This window comes from Streptomyces sp. NPDC046379, assembly GCF_055587785.1.
Genome location: NZ_JBVJFP010000007.1, coordinates 6,837 through 24,480 on the forward strand (window position 1 = coordinate 6,837; position 17,644 = coordinate 24,480).

A 17,644-nucleotide genomic window follows, 5' to 3' on the forward strand; every position below is an offset into this window, starting at 1 on the left:
ACGCGGTGGTCCGGGGCGGGTGCGGACCGGCGTGAGCGCGCGGTGGTCCGGGGCGGGTGCGGACCGGCGTGAGCGCGCGGTGGTCCGGGGCGGGTGCGGACCGGCGTGAGCGCGCGGTGGTCCGGGGCGGGTGAGGTCCGTCGTGGCGCGGTGGTCCGGCGCGGACGGCGTTCGCCGCGGACGCGCGGTGGTCCGGACACGCGGTGGTCCGGACACGCGGTGGTCCGGCGCGGACGCGGTTCGCGGCGGACGGGGCCGGTGCGAGTGCGGAGGGGCTCCGTGCGGTCCGGGCCTGCGGTGGGGTCCCGAGGCGGAGCCGCCGACCGCGCTCGCCGACGCCGGTCCGGCCCGTGCGGGTGAGGTCCGTCAACTCGATGCGGGGCGGAGGCGGTTGCATTCTGCCCCGTTCGAGTGACGTCTTGCACTGGTTCGCGGTGAAACCCCACGAACAGGTAAATGGTCCCCGGGGCCCGTCCGGAACACATTCGAATATGGCAGTCTGACCCGGTGTTCTGGACGGTTCGGCAGGCGGCGGGGGCGGCGCGATGAGCGTTGACGGGCGGGACGAGGCACTCGGCGAGAGCGGCGCGGAGACCGGCGACGCCGTGCCGTCGCCGCTGGTGCCGAGCCAGAAGGAGCGACCGGACGTCCAGTACGCCGACCATGCCGACTACGCCGACGACCTGCCCTACGGCGTCCCGGCGCAGCGCGACTGGCGGGAGGACGGCGTCCTGCCGCCGCCGGTGGAGCTGCCGCCGTCCGACGCCGAGCTGATCGGGCGGATGCGCGAGGGTGACGACACGGCGTACGAGGAGCTGTACCGGCGCCATGCCGAAGCCGTGCGCCGGTATGCGCGCACCTGCTGCCGGGACGCCCACACGGCGGACGACCTCACCGCCGAGGTCTTCGCGCGCGTGCTCCAGGCGGTGCGCGGCGGCTCCGGGCCCGAGCACGCCGTGCGCGCCTATCTGCTCACCACGGTCCGCCGGGTCGCCGCGAACTGGACGAGTTCCGCCAAGCGGGAGCACCTGGTCGACGACTTCGCGGTGTTCGCCGCACAGGCGACGCGCACCTCGGAGGTGTCCGACACCGACACGCTCGACCTGGGCGCCGACGTGCGGGCGATGCACGAGGCCGAGCAGTCGCTGGCGATGCAGGCGTTCCGCTCGCTGCCCGAGCGCTGGCAGGCCGTGCTGTGGCACACCGAGGTCGAGGACGAGTCGCCGAGCGAGGTCGCCACGCTCTTCGGGCTGGACGCCAACGGCACGCGCGTGCTGGCCAGCCGCGCCCGCGAGGGCCTCAAGCAGGCCTACCTCCAGGCCCACGTCAGCACGTCCCTCGCGGACGACGAGGGCTGCGCCCGCTACGCCGACCAGCTCGGCACGTACGCCCGCCGAAGGCTCCGCACGCGCGCGGAGCGGGGGCTGCGCAAGCACCTGGAGGAGTGCGCCAGGTGCCGACTGGCGGCGAGCCAGATCGAGGAGCTCGCCGGCGGCATCCCCGCGGTCGTGCCGGTCGCGGTCATCGGCTGGTTCGGCGCCGCCGGGTACGCCAAGGCGGCCGGGCTCGTCGCCGGGGGCGCGGGAGCCGGTGCGGCGGGCGCCGCCGGCGCTGCCGCGACGGCGGGCGGTTCGTCCGGCGGAGCGGGCGCGGGCGGTGGCGCGGCGGCCTCGGAAGGGCTGGGCGCACCGGTGAAGGCGGGGATCGCGGCCGGTGTCGTCGCGGTCGCAGCCGCGGCGGCCCTGGCGCTCGCGCTGGTCGGCGGCGAGGCCCCGGCCCGCAAGCCGGAGGCCGGACCGCCCGTGTCGGCGCCGGCCGCCCTGCCCGAGCCGCCCGCCCCGGTCCCGGCCCCCGAGGAGCCCGAGCCGCAGCCCCCCGCCGTCCCGGCGGCGGCCCCGACGCCCACGCCCACCCCGACACCGACCGCCCCCACGCCGACCCCTTCCCGGAAGCCGAGCCCCACGCCCACCCCGACCCCGACCCCGACGCCCACCCCGACCCCCACACCCACCCCGGCTCCGACGCCGCCGCCCGCTCCGGCCGCCTTCGAGCTGAGCGAGCTGTCGTACGACGTCAACGGCGACGGCACCGGGCCCGAGCTGCGGATGGCGGAGAGCAGCTGGGTCTGGCAGCGCCAGGGCCTGTCGATCGGCGACACGACGTACGCGCACGGCGCGACGGTGCAGGGCAGTTCCTCCGTCACCATCGACCTCAACCGGGCCTGCACCTCGTACGACGCCGTGGTCGGGGTGGACGACCTGACGCAGAAGCTCGGCCACGTCTACTTCTCCGTCTACGCGGACGGCGACCAGCTGTGGAGGTCGGGCCGGATCAAGGGCGGCGACGCGGCGGTGCCGATCCGTGTGAGCCTCGCCGGGCGCGAGACCGTGCGCCTGGTGGTCGAGCCGCACAGCCACTTCGACGACGTGGCGCTGGCGGACTGGGCGAACTCGTCCTTCACCTGCTCCTGAGACGCCGAAAGGTTTCGGCGAAGCCTCGCGCGTCCTCCTGGGCGAACCCGCTCACGCCCGTCCGGCGGGAGAGCCGTGCGCCTGGAGCGGTGCACACGTTGGTTGCTGGGGGCTGGGCGGCTCAGTCCGGAGAGCGGTGCACACATCTTGGAGCAGGATGCTCAACCGGGAGCGCTGTACACATTTTGGAGCGGGACGCTCGATCCGGAGCGGCGCACACCCCTCGGAGCGGGACGCTTGATCCGGAGCGGTGCACATCTGTTGGAGCGGAGCGCTCGGTCCGGAGCGGTGCACAGGAAGCGGATCAGTGCTCCCGACTTTGGGCAGCGGTCGCCACCCAGAGCAGAGCACCTGTGCCAGATCACTGCATACATGCGAGAGCGCTGCTCCTGCTTCGAAGCACCGATCCGCCCTCAACACCCCGCCTAGCGGCCCGCACTACCCACCCGGCGCCAGCGCCCCCCGCCGCGGCTGGATGCCCGTCGGCACCGCACGCGCACGCGCCGGAGTTCCCGTCCAGCAGGTGCCCCGGCGGGCGAGCAGACGGCGCAGCCACAGCTCCAGGGAGACCAGGTCCGCGAGGCCGTCCAGCGGCAGGGGCTCGCCCTGGGCCGCCGCGCGCAGCGCCTTGCGGACGACCCGCGCCTCCACCAGCCCCGCCTCGGCCAGCAGCGGCGTGTCGAACAGCTCCACGAGCGAGTCCACGGCCACCCTCAGCCCCGTCCGTTCGGCGGCGGCCGCCGGGGCCTGCGAGGGCGCGCCCCAACCCGGCGGCAGGCCGTCGACGCCCGCCCCCTTCAACACCGTGCGCAGGATCGCCGCCCGCGCCCCCGGCTTGACCCGCAGCGACTCGGGCAGGGCCAGACAGGCGCGGACGACCTGGTTGTCGAGGAACGGGGCGTGCAGCCGCTGGAAGCGGATCTCCGCCGCCTGCTCCAGGACCCGCAGGTCGGCCGCGGCCCGCGCCAGGGCCGCCCGCGCGCGGAAGTCGCCGGGACGCAGGCCCGGGCCGATGCCCGAGCGGTGGGTCGCCCGCTGCAAGCGAATCGATACTTCGGCCAGCGCCTCCCCGGTCAGCCAGCGCGCCGCCGGCCCCGGTCTCGCCCAGGTCAGCGCGGCCAGCGAAGCCTCCACCGCTCCGCCGGGGTCCTCGAAGCGGTGCCGGCGCAGCTGGTCGGCGAGGCTCTCCAGGCCCTCCCGATAGGTGGTGCGGGCCAGCCGCCGCGCCGCCGCGTACACCCGCGCGGGAACCAGGACCGAGCCGTCGGCCCTGGCCAGCGCGGCCACCGGGCGGACCAGGTGCCGCCGCTGCCGGTCCATCAGCAGGTCGGCGAGGCGGGCGGGGTGGGCGTCGAGCACCTGGCGGGCGCCGTGGCCGGTGAGGTGGTCGGCGCTGCCGGCGGCGAGGCGGGCGCGGTGGCGGGCGGCCGTCACCAGGGTGGACGCCGGCTCGTCGGTCAGCGGCCCTTCCAGATGGGCGTACGGCAGGGTGTCCTCGCCGCCGGTCACCACCACGTGGTGCAGGCGCGGGTTGGCCGCCAGGGCCCCGGCCCGCTCCAGCTCGGCCTCCTGGCCGCCGACCGCCAGATCGTTGAAGGTGACCGCCAGCAGCCGCTCCCCCGCGCCCGTGCCGTGTCCCAGGATGGTGCCCGGCATTCCGGGCAGGCCCGCCGCGAGCAGGGCGAGCGTCGCCGACGCCGGGCCGCCGGAGAGGTCGGCCCCGATGCCGGGCACCGGCATGCCGCGCGCGGCGCGCCGCTCGGCCGGTCCCATGCCGGGCACGGGGCCGGGGTCCATGTCGGCGCCGGGGACGTGGCGGGGCGCGGCGAGGCGGGCGCGTACGGCCTCGACGAGCGCCTCGCGCACGCCGTCCACGGCGCTATCCGGGTCGGCGGGCGGCGCGGCCACCGCGAGGGAGGCGACCGGCTCGTACCCGGCAACCTCGCGGGCACCGGCGCGCAGGATCAGAGCGTGCCCGGGCGGAACGCGCCGTACGCCGTCGTAGGGGGTGGAGTCGTGCAGCGCGTCGGGGACGTCGGGGGCGGCCAGCAGGGCGGCGAGGTGGCCGAAGTCGAGGTTGGCCTCGATGAGGTCGGCGAGCGGCAGCGCGGCGGTGGCGTAGGCGGTGCCGCCGGCCCAGGGGGTGTGGAAGACGGGCCGGGCGCCGGCGATGTCGCCGCAGACGGTGATCCGCCGGCCGATCCGCACGACCGCCGTGTAGCTGCCGGACCAGGCCGTCAGATGACGCAGCGCCCCGCCGCGCGCGGCGAACAGGCCGACGCGCAGGGCCTCGTCGGAGGCGCCGCAGGTGCCGAGCACCGCGATCCGGGTGTCCGGGTCGGCCGTGACGACGCGCACCTCGTCGGGGCGCCAGTCGCCGACCGCCCACAGCGGATCGGGGTCGCCCCACAGGAGTTGGGAACCCACCGGGTGCAGGGTCTCGCCGTCGTGACCGGTCGCGCCCGCCGAGCCGGGACCGGCGACGCCCGCGGCGGTGCTGCTCCATCCCACCAACCACCGCATCGACGCCTCCACAAGCTGTGGACAACCAGTGCACTTCCGGAACCGGTTCCCCATGCTGCCACGAAGGACGCGCCGCGGAGCGGCGGCGGAGCCGCTCGGAGGCCATCGAAATGCGCCCGCGCACTCCTGCCAAGTGCCGGTCGCATGTGCACACTTCTCCCCGGTGCGGCGTCCGGCATCCGCCGCGGTGCACGCGGAGCCGATGCGAATGCGCCCCCGGCGCGCTCCCCGCAAACCGCCAATGCGCCCTCAAATCCCGTGGTAGCAGCGGGAATTGACCTTCATGGACAGGGGTATATTTTCGGCCAAATCCCGGGCCGGGTCCGGCAGCTGCGCGCGCCGCGCACACGCTCCGTACAGGTTGGGCGCACCACCGGCGCACGCGCGCGGTCCGGGAGACGCCACTCGCCTCCCGGACCGGTCCGCCGCCAGCGGGGATGTAGGCGGCGGTATCCCCCAGCCCACTGGTCCAGTACAGCGGGCCGACCCACGCACAGCCATGGAACCCCCGCCCGGCCGGCCGGAGGAGAGCGCACGGGCGGGCGCATGGCCACACACCCCGGGGCACGCGCCGGGCACGCCGCAACAGTCCGTACCGGGACCGTACTTCCGTACGCGCCACAATCCCGCCATCCGGAACTATGCCTCTTAACGCTTGGGATGCGGCGAACTACGCTGGGTTTACGAATGCCGCGCGGTTATGCCAGAGCGGCAGCCGTCTGTGTCGAGGGGTGGCGCATGTCCAGGGAGCAACGCGGGCCGAACGAAAAACTCGGCGCCGTTCTCGCCCTCGCGGGAATCAGCAACGCCGGCCTCGCGCGACGCGTCAACGACCTTGGCGCGCAACGCGGGTTGACGCTTCGCTACGACAAGACCTCCGTGGCGCGCTGGGTGTCGAAGGGCATGGTGCCGCAGGGCGCCGCGCCGCACCTGATCGCCGCCGCGATAGGGCAGAAGCTCGGCCGCCCTGTGCCGCTCCACGAGATCGGGCTGGCGGACGCGGACCCCGCTCCGGAGGTGGGCCTCGCCTTCCCCCGGGACGTCGGACAGGCGGTGCGCTCGGCGACGGAGCTGTACCGGCTGGACCTCGCCGGCCGGCGGGCGGGCTCGGGCGGCATCTGGCAGTCGCTCGCCGGGTCGTTCGCGGTCAGCGCCTATGCCACCCCCGCCTCGCGGTGGCTGATAACGCCCGCCGACAGCTCGGTCGCCCGCGACGCCGGCCCCGCCGAGGCCGCCGGGACGCCGATCAAGGTCGGCCACAGCGACGTGCGCAAGCTGCGGGAGGCCGCGGAGGACGCCCGGCGCTGGGACTCCAAGTACGGGGGCGGCGACTGGCGTTCGTCGATGGTGCCGGAGTGCCTGCGGGTGGAGGCCGCGCCGCTGCTGCTCGGCTCCTACTCCGACGAGGTGGGCCGCGCCCTGTTCGGCGCCTCAGCCGAACTGACCCGGCTCGCGGGCTGGATGGCCTTCGACACCGGCCAGCAGGAGGCCGCCCAGCGGTACTACATCCAGGCGCTGCGTCTCGCGCGCGCGGCGGCCGACGTCCCCCTCGGGGGCTACGTCCTGGCCTCCATGTCCCTCCAGGCCACCTACCGCGGCTTCGGCGACGAGGGCGTCGACCTCGCGCAGGCCGCCCTGGAGCGCAACCGCGGGCTGGCCACCGCCCGCACCATGAGCTTCTTCCGTCTCGTCGAGGCACGCGCGCACGCGCGCGCCGGGGACGCCCAGGCCGCCGGCGCGGCCCTGAAGTCGGCCGAAGCCTGGCTGGAGCGCTCCCGCGACGGCGACAACGACCCCTCCTGGCTCGGCTTCTACGGCTACGACCGGTTCGCCGCCGACGCCGCCGAGTGCTACCGCGACCTGAAGGCCCCGCGCCAGGTCCGCCGCTTCACCGAGCAGGCCCTGTCCCGGCCCACCGAGGAGTTCGTCCGCTCGCACGGGCTGCGGCTCGTCGTCTCCGCCGTCGCCGAACTGGAGTCCGGCAACCTGGACGCGGCCTGCGAGCAGGGCGTGCGGGCGGTCGAGGTCGCCGGCCGGATCTCCTCCGCACGCACCACCGAGTACGTGCGGGACCTCCTGCACCGCCTGGAGCCGTACGGCGACGAGCCGCGGGTCGTGGAGCTGCGCGAGCGGGCCCGGCCGCTGCTCATGGCGCCCGCCTGACCGGGTACGGCGACGGCCCGGGACGGCCCGCCGGGCGGTTCCGGGCGGGAACCCGGCTTTGAGGGCATTGTCAGTGGCGCAGTGCACTATCGAAGCCGGGAGGTGAAACAGGTGCACAAGATCGCCTACGACTGCGACGTGCTGGTGATCGGCGGAGGGATCGTCGGCCTGTCGACGGCGTACGCGATCACCCGCGCCGCGCCGGGCACCCGCGTGACCGTGCTGGAGAAGGAGCCGGGCCCGGCCCGCCACCAGACCGGCCGCAACAGCGGCGTCATCCACAGCGGCGTCTACTACCGCCCCGGCTCCCTCAAGGCGCGGTTCGCGGTGCGCGGCGCCGCCGAGCTGGTGAAGTTCTGCGCCGAGTACGACATCCCGCACGCCGTCACCGGCAAGCTCATCGTGGCCACCGAGCGGTCCGAGCTGCCCCGGCTGCACGCCCTGGTCCAGCGCGGCCGGGAGAACGGCATACCGGTGCGGGAGCTGGTCGCCGCGCAGATCGCCGAGTACGAGCCCGAGGTGCGGGGCCTGGCCGCCATACACGTCGGCACCACGGGCGTCTGCGACTACTCCGAGGTCGCCCGCCGGCTCGCCGACGCCTCCGGCGCGCGGATCCACTACGACGCCGAGGTCGTCGCCGTCGACCGCCGCCCGTCCCTGGGCGTGGCCGTGCGCACGGCGGCCGGCGCGGTGCTGCGCGGCAGGGCCCTGGTGAACTGCGCCGGGCTGTACTGCGACCGGATCGCCCGGCTCACCGGCGACGACCCGGGCATGCGGATCATCCCCTTCCGCGGCGAGTACTACGAGCTGGCCCGGCCCGAGCTGGTCCGCGGCCTGGTCTATCCCGTCCCCGACCCGGCGTTCCCGTTCCTCGGCGTGCACCTCACCCGCGGCATCGACGGCGGCGTCCACATCGGTCCCAACGCCGTCCCGGCGCTCGCCCGCGAGGGCTACGGTCCGGGCGTGGTCCGCCCGCGCGAGCTGGCGCTGAGCCTCACCTGGCCGGGCGCCTGGCGGATGGCCCGCCGCCACTGGCGGTACGGCGCCGGGGAGCTGCGCCGCTCCGCCTCGAAGGCGGCGTTCACCGAGGCGGTGCGCCGGCTGCTCCCGGCGGTGACGCAGGACGACCTGGTCCCGGCGTCGTCCGGGGTGCGCGCCCAGGCGGTGCTGCGCGACGGCTCCCTCGCCGACGACTTCCTGATCCGGGAGTCGCCGCGCGTCGTCCACGTTCTGAACGCCCCGTCCCCGGCGGCCACGGCGTCGCTGCCGATCGGCCGGGAGGTGGCGCGGCGGGTGCTGGGGGTGCTGAGTGGGGCGTGAGCGTGAGGGGGTGCGCGTGCCGCCGAGGTCCGGAGGAACGCAAGGTCGCGTGTCACCGAGGACGGGGCAGCCGCGGAACCGCGCACCGGCGGGAGCCGGGCGGGCACGGAACCGCGCCCTCGCGAGGGCCGGACGGGCACGGAACCGCGCACCGATGGAAGCCGGGCGGGCGCGGGACCGCATGCCACCGACAACCCGGCGAACGCAGAACCGCGTACGGGCGTCGGCGCCCCGCGGACCGCGCCGGGGATGGCACCGGCACCGTCTCCGCACGCCGCACGCCCCCGCCGCCCGTAAAATCGACCCCACTGTGTCTGACTCCGTGAACACCCCCGAAGCCCTCCGCTCCGCCTCCCCCGGCACCGCTCCGTCGCGCGGCCGGGACAAGGCGGAGCCGAGGTTCCCGGACGGGCCCAAGGCGGATCCCGCCGGGTCGCACTTCGAGCGGCGGATCCGGAGCTTCCAGCCCCGCCGGAGCCGGGTGACCGCCGGGCAGGCGGACGCCCTGCAACGGCTGTGGCACCGGTGGGGCCTGGACATCGACGGGCAGCGCGTCCTCGACCTGGCCGAGCTGTTCGGCAACGACCACCCCGTCGTCCTGGAGATCGGCTTCGGCATGGGCGAGGCCACCGCCCAGATGGCCGCCGCCGACCCCGGCACCAACATCCTCGCCGTCGACGTGCACACCCCCGGCCAGGGCAACCTGCTGGGCCTGGCCGAGCGCAACGGCCTGGCCAACGTCCGGGTCGGCAACGGCGACGCCATCATCCTGCTGCGCGAGATGCTGGCCCCCGACTCCCTCGACGGTCTGCGCGTCTTCTTCCCCGACCCCTGGCCGAAGAAGCGGCACCACAAGCGGCGGCTGATCCAGCCGGACTTCCTCACCCTCGCCGCAGCCCGGCTGAAGCCGGGGGCGATCCTGCACTGCGCCACGGACTGGGAGCCGTACGCCGAGCAGATGCTGGAGGTGCTCACCGCGCACCCCGCGTACGAGAACACCAGCCCCGACGGCGGTTTCGCGCCACGCCCCGCCTTCCGCCCCCTCACCCGCTTCGAGGGCCAGGGCCTGGACAAGGGCCATGCCGTGAACGACCTGCTCTTCCGCCGCGTACCGCACCGGTCCTTGCCGTAAGGGGGCGCAGTGGCCACCGGTCCCCCGCACCCGACGCCCTTAGCCGCTCCGGACGGCGGCGTCCCGGCGCACGCGCCCTGGTGGCGGCGGCGCCGGCTGGGCTACGCCGCGCTGACCACGCTGCTGGCGATGTCGGGGCTGGTCATCCTCGCCCTGGTCCGCGAGGAGACCGGCACCGACGGGTTCCTGGTCGGCCTCGGACTCGCCGTCCTGCCGGTGCCGCTGCTCATAGCCGTCTTCCGCTGGCTGGACCGCGTCGATCCCGGCCCCTGGCGCAATCTGGCCTTCGCCTTCGCCTGGGGCGCCTGTGCGGCGGCGCTGATGGCGATCGTCGCCAACAGCTTCGCCGTCCGCTGGATCGCCACGGCGACCGCCGACCCGGCGAGCGCGAACACCCTAGGCGCGACGGTGATAGCGCCGGTCGTCGAGGAGACCACCAAAGCCGTCGCCGTCCTGCTGCTGTTCCTCTTCCGCCGCCGCGATCTCACCGGCATCGTCGACGGCGTCGTCCTGGCCGGGATCACCGCGACCGGCTTCGCCTTCACCGAGAACATCCTCTACCTGGGCAACGCCTTCGGCGCCGACCGGCTCAGCGGTGACGGCATCGCCACGGTCACGGCGGCGACGTTCTTCGTCCGGGTCGTCATGTCGCCCTTCGCGCATCCCCTGTTCACCGTCCTGACCGGCATCGGCTTCGGACTCGCGGCCCTCGCCGGGGAGCGGCAGCGGCTGCGCCGGATCCTGCCGCCGCTGGGCGGGCTGCTGCTCGCGATGGGCATGCACGCCCTGTGGAACGGTTCGGCGACCTTCGGCGAGTACGGCTTCTTCGCGGTGTACGGCGGTTTCATGGTGCCGGTGTTCGGCCTGCTGACGTGGCTGGTGATCTGGAGCCGGCAGCGTGCACTGCGCACGGTGCGCGAGGAACTGCCCGCCTACGCCGCGGCCGGCTGGCTCGCTCCGGCCGAGCCGTACGCGCTGGGCTCGCTGCGGGCGCGGCGGCTGGCCCGCGAGTACGCCGGCCACCATCTGGGCCGGCCGGCGGCGCGCACGGTGGCCGAGTACCAGTCCCGCGCGACCTCGCTGGCGCAGCTGCGCCGCCGGCTGCGGCAGGGAAGGGCGGGGGCGGACTTCGCCGTGCGGGAGGGTGAGCTGCTGCGGGAGCTGTGGTCCCGGCGGGAGGTCGCCCGTCCGGCGCTGGAGCACGCGGCGCGCGTCACCGCGCCGGTGGCACCGGTGGCCGTACCCCCGTGGGCGGCGGGGCCGCAGGCGTGGCACCCGGCGCAGTACAACCCGTACCGGACGTGAGGACCCACGACCGGCAGCCCTGACGTCCGGGGGGTGCCGTCAGGACCGCCGGGGATCGAAGGTGTGCCGCGTCGGCGGCGGACGTCAGGGGTTGAGGCCCTTGTCGCGCAGCCAGGCGATGGGGTCGACGGCGCCGCCGTCGCCGGTGCGCACCTCGAGGTGGAGGTGGGGGCCGGTGACGTTGCCGGTGGCGCCCACGCGCCCGATCACGTCGCCGGTGTTGACCTTCTGGCCCACGGTGACGCTGATCGACGACTGGTGGGCGTAGAGGATCTCGGTGCCGTCCTCGAGGGTGAGCACGGTCTTGTAGCCGTACGACCCGTCCCAGCCGGCCTGCGTGATGGTGCCGGTGTGGACGGCCTTGATGAGGGTGCCGGTGGGGGCGGCGAAGTCGACGCCGGTGTGGTAGCCGGACGACCACATGGCGCCGGCCTGGCCGTACGTCGAGGTGAGGGTGTACGAGGAGGTCGGCAGCGTGTACTGGCGGGCCAGCTCGGCGAGGCGCTCGGCCTCGGCCTTCTTGCGGGCCTCCTCTTCCGCTGCGGCCTTGGCGGCGGCGGCCTTGGCCTCCGCCTCCTTCTCGGCCTTGGCGGCGGCTTCGGCGGCGGCCTTCTCGGCAGCGGCGACGGCCTCCGCGGCGGCCTTGCTCTCGACCTGCTCCTGCTGCTGTTCGGCCTGGGCGATGATCCGGGCGCGCAGGGCCTCGCCGGCGTCGGTGGTGCCCAGGGCGGTGTCGGCGGTGGTGACACCGGCGCCGCTGAGCGGTGCGGCGGCGGTCTGCGCGACGGCGGTGTCGGCGGCGTCCTCGGCGTCGTCCGAGAGCAGGGAGCCGACGTTGGGCAGGTCGGGCATCGAGATCGACACCGGCGGCTTGCCGGTCTGCGCGGTGGCCATGCCGCCCGCGCCGACGGCCGCTATGACGCCGACGCCGAGAACGGTGGAGCTGCGGGCGAGTCCGCCGCCGCGCTGCTTGGCGACGCGGTGCTTGCCACGGACGGGGCGGACGGAGTCGGCGGTGGGGTTCCACTCCTCCCACGGCCCCTCGTCGGTGCGCTGTCCGCCGTAGACGACGGTGTCCTCGGAGCGCGGTGCCGGGAAGAACGGGGCTTGCGGGGCAGGCGGGTTGGACGCCACGTGGGCGTACTCCTTTCCTTCCTTCTCGCCTACCGGGTTAGCTGACGGGTTCGGAGCAGGAAGGTCTCCTACGCGCGTAAACCATCCGTGCCGATACGGCGGCCTACGCCCGATTCACCCCAAGGTGATGGTTCCCCGGTTCCCTTGCGGGATTCGGCGTGTGCGCACGGAGCCGCCTCTTGTGACGGCTGGGACGACCGCGCTGCGTTATCGGACGTTAATAGAACCGGGGCCTGAATTCCAAGCCGTTCAGCTTGATCATTAACGTTTTCGGCCGGGACGTACGGCTCACGAGCGGCGAAAACCGGGCGAGTTGACCCGGGCTCAGGTGCGGACGAGTTTATGACGGTGTCTCAGATGTTACCCGTGCACGGTCGTACGACTACCTGACGTGACCGAGGTGGGGGGCGTGCCGCGGACAGCGCGGTCGGCGCGGACAACACTCAGGGCCGGAACCCATGATCTGCTGATCAGGATTCCGGCCCTGGGCCTTCAGTAGCGGGGACAGGATTTGAACCTGCGACCTCTGGGTTATGAGCCCAGCGAGCTACCGAGCTGCTCCACCCCGCGTCGATGAATCCAGTGTACGCCATCCGCGGGAGCCCTCACGCCAGGGTTTTCGCCGACCCGGACCGCCCGCTCCTCAACCGCCGGGGTTGCCGGTGTGGGTGAGGCTCTCCCAGGCGACGAAGCGGTGGTCGGTGCCGGAAAGGGCCCCGGGCCGGGCAGCAGCGCTGCGGGCGGCCGCGGCGGGCTTGTCGAGCCGCTGTTCCAGGTGGTTGAGGACGACCGCCGGCGGCGGCCCGGCCGTCCCCCCGCACCGCCGCAGCCCCGCCGCCTGCCGGTCGAGCGTGGCCCTGAGCCGGTCCTCCACCTCGCTGTACACGTCGACGCCCTGGTGCCAGGCGGTCTCGGCGATGTGCGCGGCGGCGGCGAGCGAGGCGCCGGTCCGCCGCAGGTGCCGGCAGTCCGTGCGGGCGGCGGACCGGCCCCGCTCCAGCGGGAACTGGGCGGGGACGTGCTCGCGGAAGCGGCGGAGGGCGGCGTCGAAGGCCCGGTGGTCGTCGAGGAAGACGGCCATGCCGAGGGCGGCGTCGGCGGCGACGAGCTCCCGGTGACCGTCGTCGGCCCGGCCCGGCCGGGTGACCTCGGGCAGATGGACGGTGCGCAGCATCCCCTCGAACCGCCGCATGTACCCGGCCTCCCATCCGGCGCCCGGTGCGTGCCGCACGATCTCGGCGGCCCGCGCCCAGGTCCCGCCGGTCCACGCGGCCTGCAGCGCGGCGTCGCCCCCGGTGTGCCGGCGCAGCCTCTCCGACCACGCGTCCATGATCTCGATCGCCTTTTCGGCGTGCTGCCGCTTGCCGGTGACGCCGTACAGGAGCGCCTGCGTGTAGGCGGCGATCGCGTCCTTTCGCTCGGCGGCGCAGCCGCGCCCGGCCCTGCCGCCGGGGCAGTGGACGGTCCTCACCGGCCGCGCCCGGTGCCGGTACGACCCGTACGGGCTGTCCCGCATGTCGAGGTAGGCCTTCAGCCACGGCTGCCGTCCGGCGGTGACGTTCTCGCGTACGACGTCCAGCTGCCGGGCGTTGACCAGCACGCCGGGGTGGGTGAACCCGGCGTCGGCGGGCAGCGCGCGCACCATGGTCCGTCCCCCGGCGTCCATGACCCCGCACGCCCCGACCAGCCCGCCGGCCAGCGCCGCCGCGAGCCCCGCGCCGGCCACGCCCAGGACCACCCGCCTGCTCACAACCCTCGTGCCCCTCGTGGCTCTCACAGCCCTCGTGGCTCTCATGGCCCTCATGCGCGCCGCCTCCGCGTCCGTCCTGCCGTGCTGCTTCACCCAGGGGCAGCGTGACCCGGCGCGCGGCGGGGCGCAGCGGATGTTGGGCCGATGGGCGGTCCGCCGGACGGGGAGCGGGCAGCGCACCGGCCGGACGGGAGGGCGCGCCCCGCCCGCTCCACCGCTGCTCCGCACCACCGGCGACGGACACTCCTCACCCCGCCAGGTGACGGTTGGGCGCCTTGGCCCGCTCCTCCAGTTCCGGCAGGACGACGACGTCGGCGCCGGCCGCGGCGAGCAGTCCGCTGCCGTCCGCGCCGGTGACGAAGGTGTCCGGCTCCCGCCAGGCGGTCACCACCCGGCGGACACCCGCGTCCAGAATCAGCCGGGCGCAGGGGCGCGGCCGGGAGGCGCGTCGGGCGCACGGCTCCAGGCTGCTGTACACCGTGGCTCCGGCGAGCCGCGGATCGTCCGGGGCGATCTTCGCGAGCGCCGCCTCCTCCGCGTGGACGACCGGGTCCCCGCCCTCGCGCGAGTGCCCGCGGGCCAGTTCGGCGCCGTCCGCCGCGACGACCACGGCCCCCACGCTGAACGCCGTGCGCGAGGGCGGGCACCGCTCCGCCAGCTCGCAGGCGAGCGCCAGCCAGCGCCGGTCGGCGGCCGACGGCAGCTGCCCGGCGCCGGGTGCGGTGGGCTCGTAGCGCATGAGGACGACGTCCTCGATGGCCCGCGTCTCCACGAGCCGCAGCCGTCCGCCCTGGTAGGGGCCGGGTCCGAAGAGCCGGGGGGCGTCCGGCTGCCCGACGAGCAACGGGGCCAGTACCAGCTGGAGTTCGTCGGCGAGCCCGGCCCGCAGCAGTTGCGTGTGGACGACGCCGCCCCCCTCGACCATCAGCCGCCCAACGCCGCGTTCTTCGTGCAGGTGCCGCAGCACGGCCCGCCAGTCGAGGGCGTCCCCGATGGCGACGACGTCCGCGGCGATCCGGGCGGCGCGCAGTCGCTCGGCGCCGGAGGCGGTCGTGTAGACGACCTTCTCCCCGCCGGTGTGCCAGAAGTCGGCGCCGGGGTCGAGGTCGCCGGAGCCGCTGACGGTCGCCTTGAGCGGGTACGCGGGCTTGCCGGCCGCCACCCTCGCCGCCCGCCGCTCGGGGGAGTTGACCAGCAGCCGCGGGTTGTCGGCCCGGATGGTGCCGGCGCCGACGAGGACGGCGTCGACGGACGCCCGTACCTCGTCGACCCGGTCGAAGTCGGCCCGGCCGGACAGCATCAGGCGGTCGGGGCCGGTGTCGTCCAGGTAGCCGTCGAGGGAGACGGCGGCGGAGAGCAGGACGTGGGGAAGGGGCATCGGCGTATCCACCCGGGGAGCAGGAACGGACAGGACTCGCCCTCAGTCTGACCGTCCCGGCCTCGCACCTGCCGCCGTCCCCCGTCTCGCCCTTGCGGCCGCCTTCGCCGCCTCAGCCCTCCTCCGGCTCCGCGATGTCGACCATCCACTGCACCCCGAACCGGTCCGTGCACATCCCGAAGACGTCGCCCCACATCTGCTTCTCCAGCGGCACGGTGACGGTGCCGTCGGCGGAGAGCTTCTCCCAGTAGCCGCGCAGCTCGGCGTCGTCGTCGCCGCTGACGCTCACCGCGTGGTCGGTGCCGGGCGTGTAGGGCATCCCGGGCGGGTTGTCGGCGCCCATCAGGGTGAAGCCGGCGGGCGTCTCCAGCATGCCGTGCATGATCTTCTCGGCGTCGGGGCCCTCCCCCTGGCCCATCTCGCCGAAGGTGCTGAGCCGGAGCGTGCCGCCGAAGACCTCCTTGTAGAACTCCAGCGCCTGCCGGGCGTCGCCGTCGAAGCTGATGTAGGGGTTGAGACGCGATGCCATGATGCCCTCCTGAAACCGCCCCGAATCGGGACGAAACAGCCGAACGATCCGGATACGCGGAGACTAACGCCCCCCACTGACAACGGCCTGCCGGGCGGGCTCAGGGCCTGGTGAGGGACACCGCACGGCATCGCGGGAACGTCCAACGCAGCAGCGCCCCGGCCTGTTCGTGAACCAGGCCGGGGCGCTGTGAGGTGTAGGCCCTGTGGGACTCGAACCCACAACCAATGGATTAAAAGTCCACTGCTCTGCCAATTGAGCTAAGGGCCCAGGCGATGTTGCCTCCCCGAGCATAGCCGGACGACGCCCTGTCGCCGATCGGGTATCGGACAACGCGCTGTCTCCGCGTCGGCGGCAGGGCGTCGGGGGTCACGGGTCGGCCGGTTCCGGGGCCGTGACGCGGGGTCCGGCGTGGGCGCGGGCGCGGGGGTGGTCGGGGTTGAGGAACCAGTGGCGCGCCGAGGCCAGCCACCAGGTCGCGGCGAAGCCGAGGACGACCAGGACGGCGACGGGGGCGTAGTTGAAGGTCTCCGGGGTGACCGGGGAGACCTGCGGCAGCATGAACAGGACCGTGATCACGCCGACCCAGGCCACCGCCACCACGCCGATCGCCCGGGACCAGCGGCCCAGGTGCCAGGGGCCCCGTTCGAAGGCGTCGCCCTTGCGCAGGCGCAGCAGGGTGGGGATGACGTAGGCGATGTAGAGGCCGATCACGGCGATCGAGGTGACGGCCGCGTAGGCGGTGACGTTGATCAGGTACGGCAGGCCGAGCGCGAGGGCGCCGCCCGCGGCGAGCCACACCGCGGCCACGGGCGTTCTGGTGCGGGGGCTGACCGTGTGCCAGACGTGGGAGAAGGGCAGTGCGCCGTCGCGGGAGAAGGCGTAGATCATGCGGCTGTTGGCCGTCACCGACGCCATCCCGCAGAACAGCTGCGCGCCGATCACGACGAGCAGCAGCAGCTTGCCCGCGGTGGCGCCGAGGGCGTCGAGGAGGATCTGGGCGGGCGGGGCGCCGGTCGCGGAGGTGCGGGCGCCCTCGTAGGACTGGATGGCGAAGGTGAAGCCGAGCAGCAGCACGAAGCCCGCGATCCAGGACGTCCAGATGGAGCGGACGATGCCCTTCGGGCCGGCCGTGGAGGCGTCGCGGGTCTCCTCGGTCATGTGCGCGGAGGCGTCGTACCCGGTGAAGGTGTACTGCGCCATCAGGAGGCCGAGGGCGACGACGTAGGCGCTGCTGCCCCAGCCCGTGTTGTTGACGAACTCGCCGAAGACGAACGACGCGGACCGGTGCTCGTCCGGCACGAAGGTCAGCGCGCCGACGATCACCGCGACGCCGAGCACGTGCCACCACACGCTGACGCCGTTGAGGAGGGCGACGATCCGGACGCCGAACGTGTTCAGCAGGCCGTGCAGGACGAGGATCCCGGCGAAGAGGAGGATCGTGCGGCCCGGGGTGACCTCCCAGCCGAACTGGAGGTTCAGATAGGCCCCGAGGAAGGACGCCGCGCCGAAGTCGATGCCGGCCGTCACGGCGACCTGGCCGAGCACGTTGAACCAGCCCGTGAACCAGGCCCACGCGGCGGCCGTGCGGGCGGGCGCGAGGCGGTGGGCCCAGAAGTACAGGCCCGCCGACGTCGGGTACGCCGAGCAGATCTCGGCCATCGCCAGGCCGACGAACAGCGTCATCAGGCCGACGGCGACCCAGCCCCAGGTGATCACCGCCGGGCCGCCCGTGTTCATGCCGAACAGATAGAGGGTCAGACAGCCCGACAGGACGGAGATGATCGTGAAGGAGACCGCGTAGTTGGAGAACGCCGACATGCGGCGGGCGAGAACCTGCGTGTAGCCGAGCTGGGCCAGCCGTTCCTCGTCCGACGGCCCGCTCGCGATGGCGTCATCTGTCATGCCCCCAGCGATGCCCATGCCGGGGGCGTGACAC

General features: G+C 74.3%; 11 protein-coding genes, 2 tRNA genes and 1 riboswitch. Of the genes, 5 read left to right on the forward strand and 8 right to left on the reverse strand.

Features of this window, described 5'->3' with window-relative positions; all coding sequences use genetic code 11:
• Positions 1 to 545: 545 nt before the first annotated feature.
• Positions 546 to 2,471 carry a sigma-70 family RNA polymerase sigma factor gene (locus ACZ6KF_RS14290; protein WP_469238534.1) on the forward strand — a complete coding sequence of 642 codons (1,926 nt, stop codon included), beginning with the start codon at positions 546 to 548 and terminating at the stop codon, positions 2,469 to 2,471.
• A gap of 438 nt (positions 2,472 to 2,909) precedes the next feature.
• Here ACZ6KF_RS14290 and ACZ6KF_RS14295 read toward each other — a convergent pair whose 3' ends face one another.
• A complete protein-coding gene (locus ACZ6KF_RS14295; protein WP_356636939.1) occupies positions 2,910 to 4,994 on the reverse strand; it encodes an asparagine synthase-related protein in 2,085 nt (694 codons plus the stop codon).
• A 738-nt stretch (positions 4,995 to 5,732) separates the two neighbouring features.
• Between ACZ6KF_RS14295 and ACZ6KF_RS14300 the strand changes: the two genes are divergently transcribed.
• The 4 genes from ACZ6KF_RS14300 to ACZ6KF_RS14315 all read left to right on the forward strand — a co-directional run bounded on the left by ACZ6KF_RS14300 (position 5,733) and on the right by ACZ6KF_RS14315 (position 10,914).
• Positions 5,733 to 7,157: an MFS transporter gene (locus ACZ6KF_RS14300; protein ID WP_469158787.1), complete on the forward strand. Its 1,425-nt coding sequence runs from the start codon at positions 5,733 to 5,735 to the stop codon at positions 7,155 to 7,157.
• 111 nt (positions 7,158 to 7,268) lie between these two features.
• A complete protein-coding gene (gene lhgO, locus ACZ6KF_RS14305; protein WP_356636943.1) occupies positions 7,269 to 8,477 on the forward strand; it encodes an L-2-hydroxyglutarate oxidase in 1,209 nt (402 codons plus the stop codon).
• Between the two features lie 310 nt (positions 8,478 to 8,787).
• The gene (trmB, locus tag ACZ6KF_RS14310; RefSeq protein ID WP_469238537.1) at positions 8,788 to 9,609 is read left to right on the forward strand and encodes a tRNA (guanosine(46)-N7)-methyltransferase TrmB; all 822 of its coding nucleotides are present in this window, start codon (positions 8,788 to 8,790) and stop codon (positions 9,607 to 9,609) included.
• A gap of 9 nt (positions 9,610 to 9,618) precedes the next feature.
• Positions 9,619 to 10,914, forward strand: coding sequence for a PrsW family intramembrane metalloprotease (locus ACZ6KF_RS14315; RefSeq protein WP_469238539.1), 1,296 nt, complete (start codon positions 9,619 to 9,621; stop codon positions 10,912 to 10,914).
• An 84-nt stretch (positions 10,915 to 10,998) separates the two neighbouring features.
• Here the strand turns inward: ACZ6KF_RS14315 and ACZ6KF_RS14320 are convergent, their stop codons facing one another.
• The 7 genes from ACZ6KF_RS14320 to ACZ6KF_RS14350 form a co-directional block, all read right to left on the reverse strand.
• Positions 10,999 to 12,048: a M23 family metallopeptidase gene (locus tag ACZ6KF_RS14320; RefSeq protein ID WP_469238541.1), complete on the reverse strand. Its 1,050-nt coding sequence runs from the start codon at positions 12,046 to 12,048 to the stop codon at positions 10,999 to 11,001.
• Positions 12,049 to 12,059: 11 nt separating this feature from the next.
• Positions 12,060 to 12,217: riboswitch (cyclic di-AMP (ydaO/yuaA leader) on the reverse strand.
• A 327-nt stretch (positions 12,218 to 12,544) separates the two neighbouring features.
• Positions 12,545 to 12,618, reverse strand: a tRNA-Met gene (locus ACZ6KF_RS14325).
• 73 nt (positions 12,619 to 12,691) lie between these two features.
• Positions 12,692 to 13,798, reverse strand: coding sequence for an alginate lyase family protein (locus ACZ6KF_RS14330; RefSeq protein ID WP_469238543.1), 1,107 nt, complete (start codon positions 13,796 to 13,798; stop codon positions 12,692 to 12,694).
• 247 nt (positions 13,799 to 14,045) lie between these two features.
• Complete coding sequence (locus ACZ6KF_RS14335; protein WP_469238549.1) at positions 14,046 to 15,176, reverse strand: dihydrofolate reductase family protein; 1,131 nt, start codon at positions 15,174 to 15,176, stop codon at positions 14,046 to 14,048.
• 112 nt (positions 15,177 to 15,288) lie between these two features.
• Positions 15,289 to 15,705 carry a VOC family protein gene (locus ACZ6KF_RS14340; protein WP_356636955.1) on the reverse strand — a complete coding sequence of 139 codons (417 nt, stop codon included), beginning with the start codon at positions 15,703 to 15,705 and terminating at the stop codon, positions 15,289 to 15,291.
• 197 nt (positions 15,706 to 15,902) lie between these two features.
• A tRNA-Lys gene (locus ACZ6KF_RS14345) sits at positions 15,903 to 15,975 on the reverse strand.
• A gap of 99 nt (positions 15,976 to 16,074) precedes the next feature.
• A complete protein-coding gene (locus ACZ6KF_RS14350; RefSeq protein ID WP_469238551.1) occupies positions 16,075 to 17,610 on the reverse strand; it encodes an amino acid permease in 1,536 nt (511 codons plus the stop codon).
• Positions 17,611 to 17,644: the final 34 nt, after the last annotated feature.

What these genes read in the sequence shown, in the direction of transcription:
- ACZ6KF_RS14350 (WP_469238551.1), bottom strand. Translation starts at nt 17,610, where the DNA reads ATGACAGATGACGCCATCGCGAGCGGGCCGTCGGACGAGGAACGGCTG.
- ACZ6KF_RS14300 (WP_469158787.1), top strand. Translation starts at nt 5,733, where the DNA reads ATGTCCAGGGAGCAACGCGGGCCGAACGAAAAACTCGGCGCCGTTCTC.
- ACZ6KF_RS14295 (WP_356636939.1), bottom strand. Translation starts at nt 4,994, where the DNA reads ATGCGGTGGTTGGTGGGATGGAGCAGCACCGCCGCGGGCGTCGCCGGT.
- ACZ6KF_RS14290 (WP_469238534.1), top strand. Translation starts at nt 546, where the DNA reads ATGAGCGTTGACGGGCGGGACGAGGCACTCGGCGAGAGCGGCGCGGAG.
- ACZ6KF_RS14340 (WP_356636955.1), bottom strand. Translation starts at nt 15,705, where the DNA reads ATGGCATCGCGTCTCAACCCCTACATCAGCTTCGACGGCGACGCCCGG.
- ACZ6KF_RS14335 (WP_469238549.1), bottom strand. Translation starts at nt 15,176, where the DNA reads ATGCCCCTTCCCCACGTCCTGCTCTCCGCCGCCGTCTCCCTCGACGGC.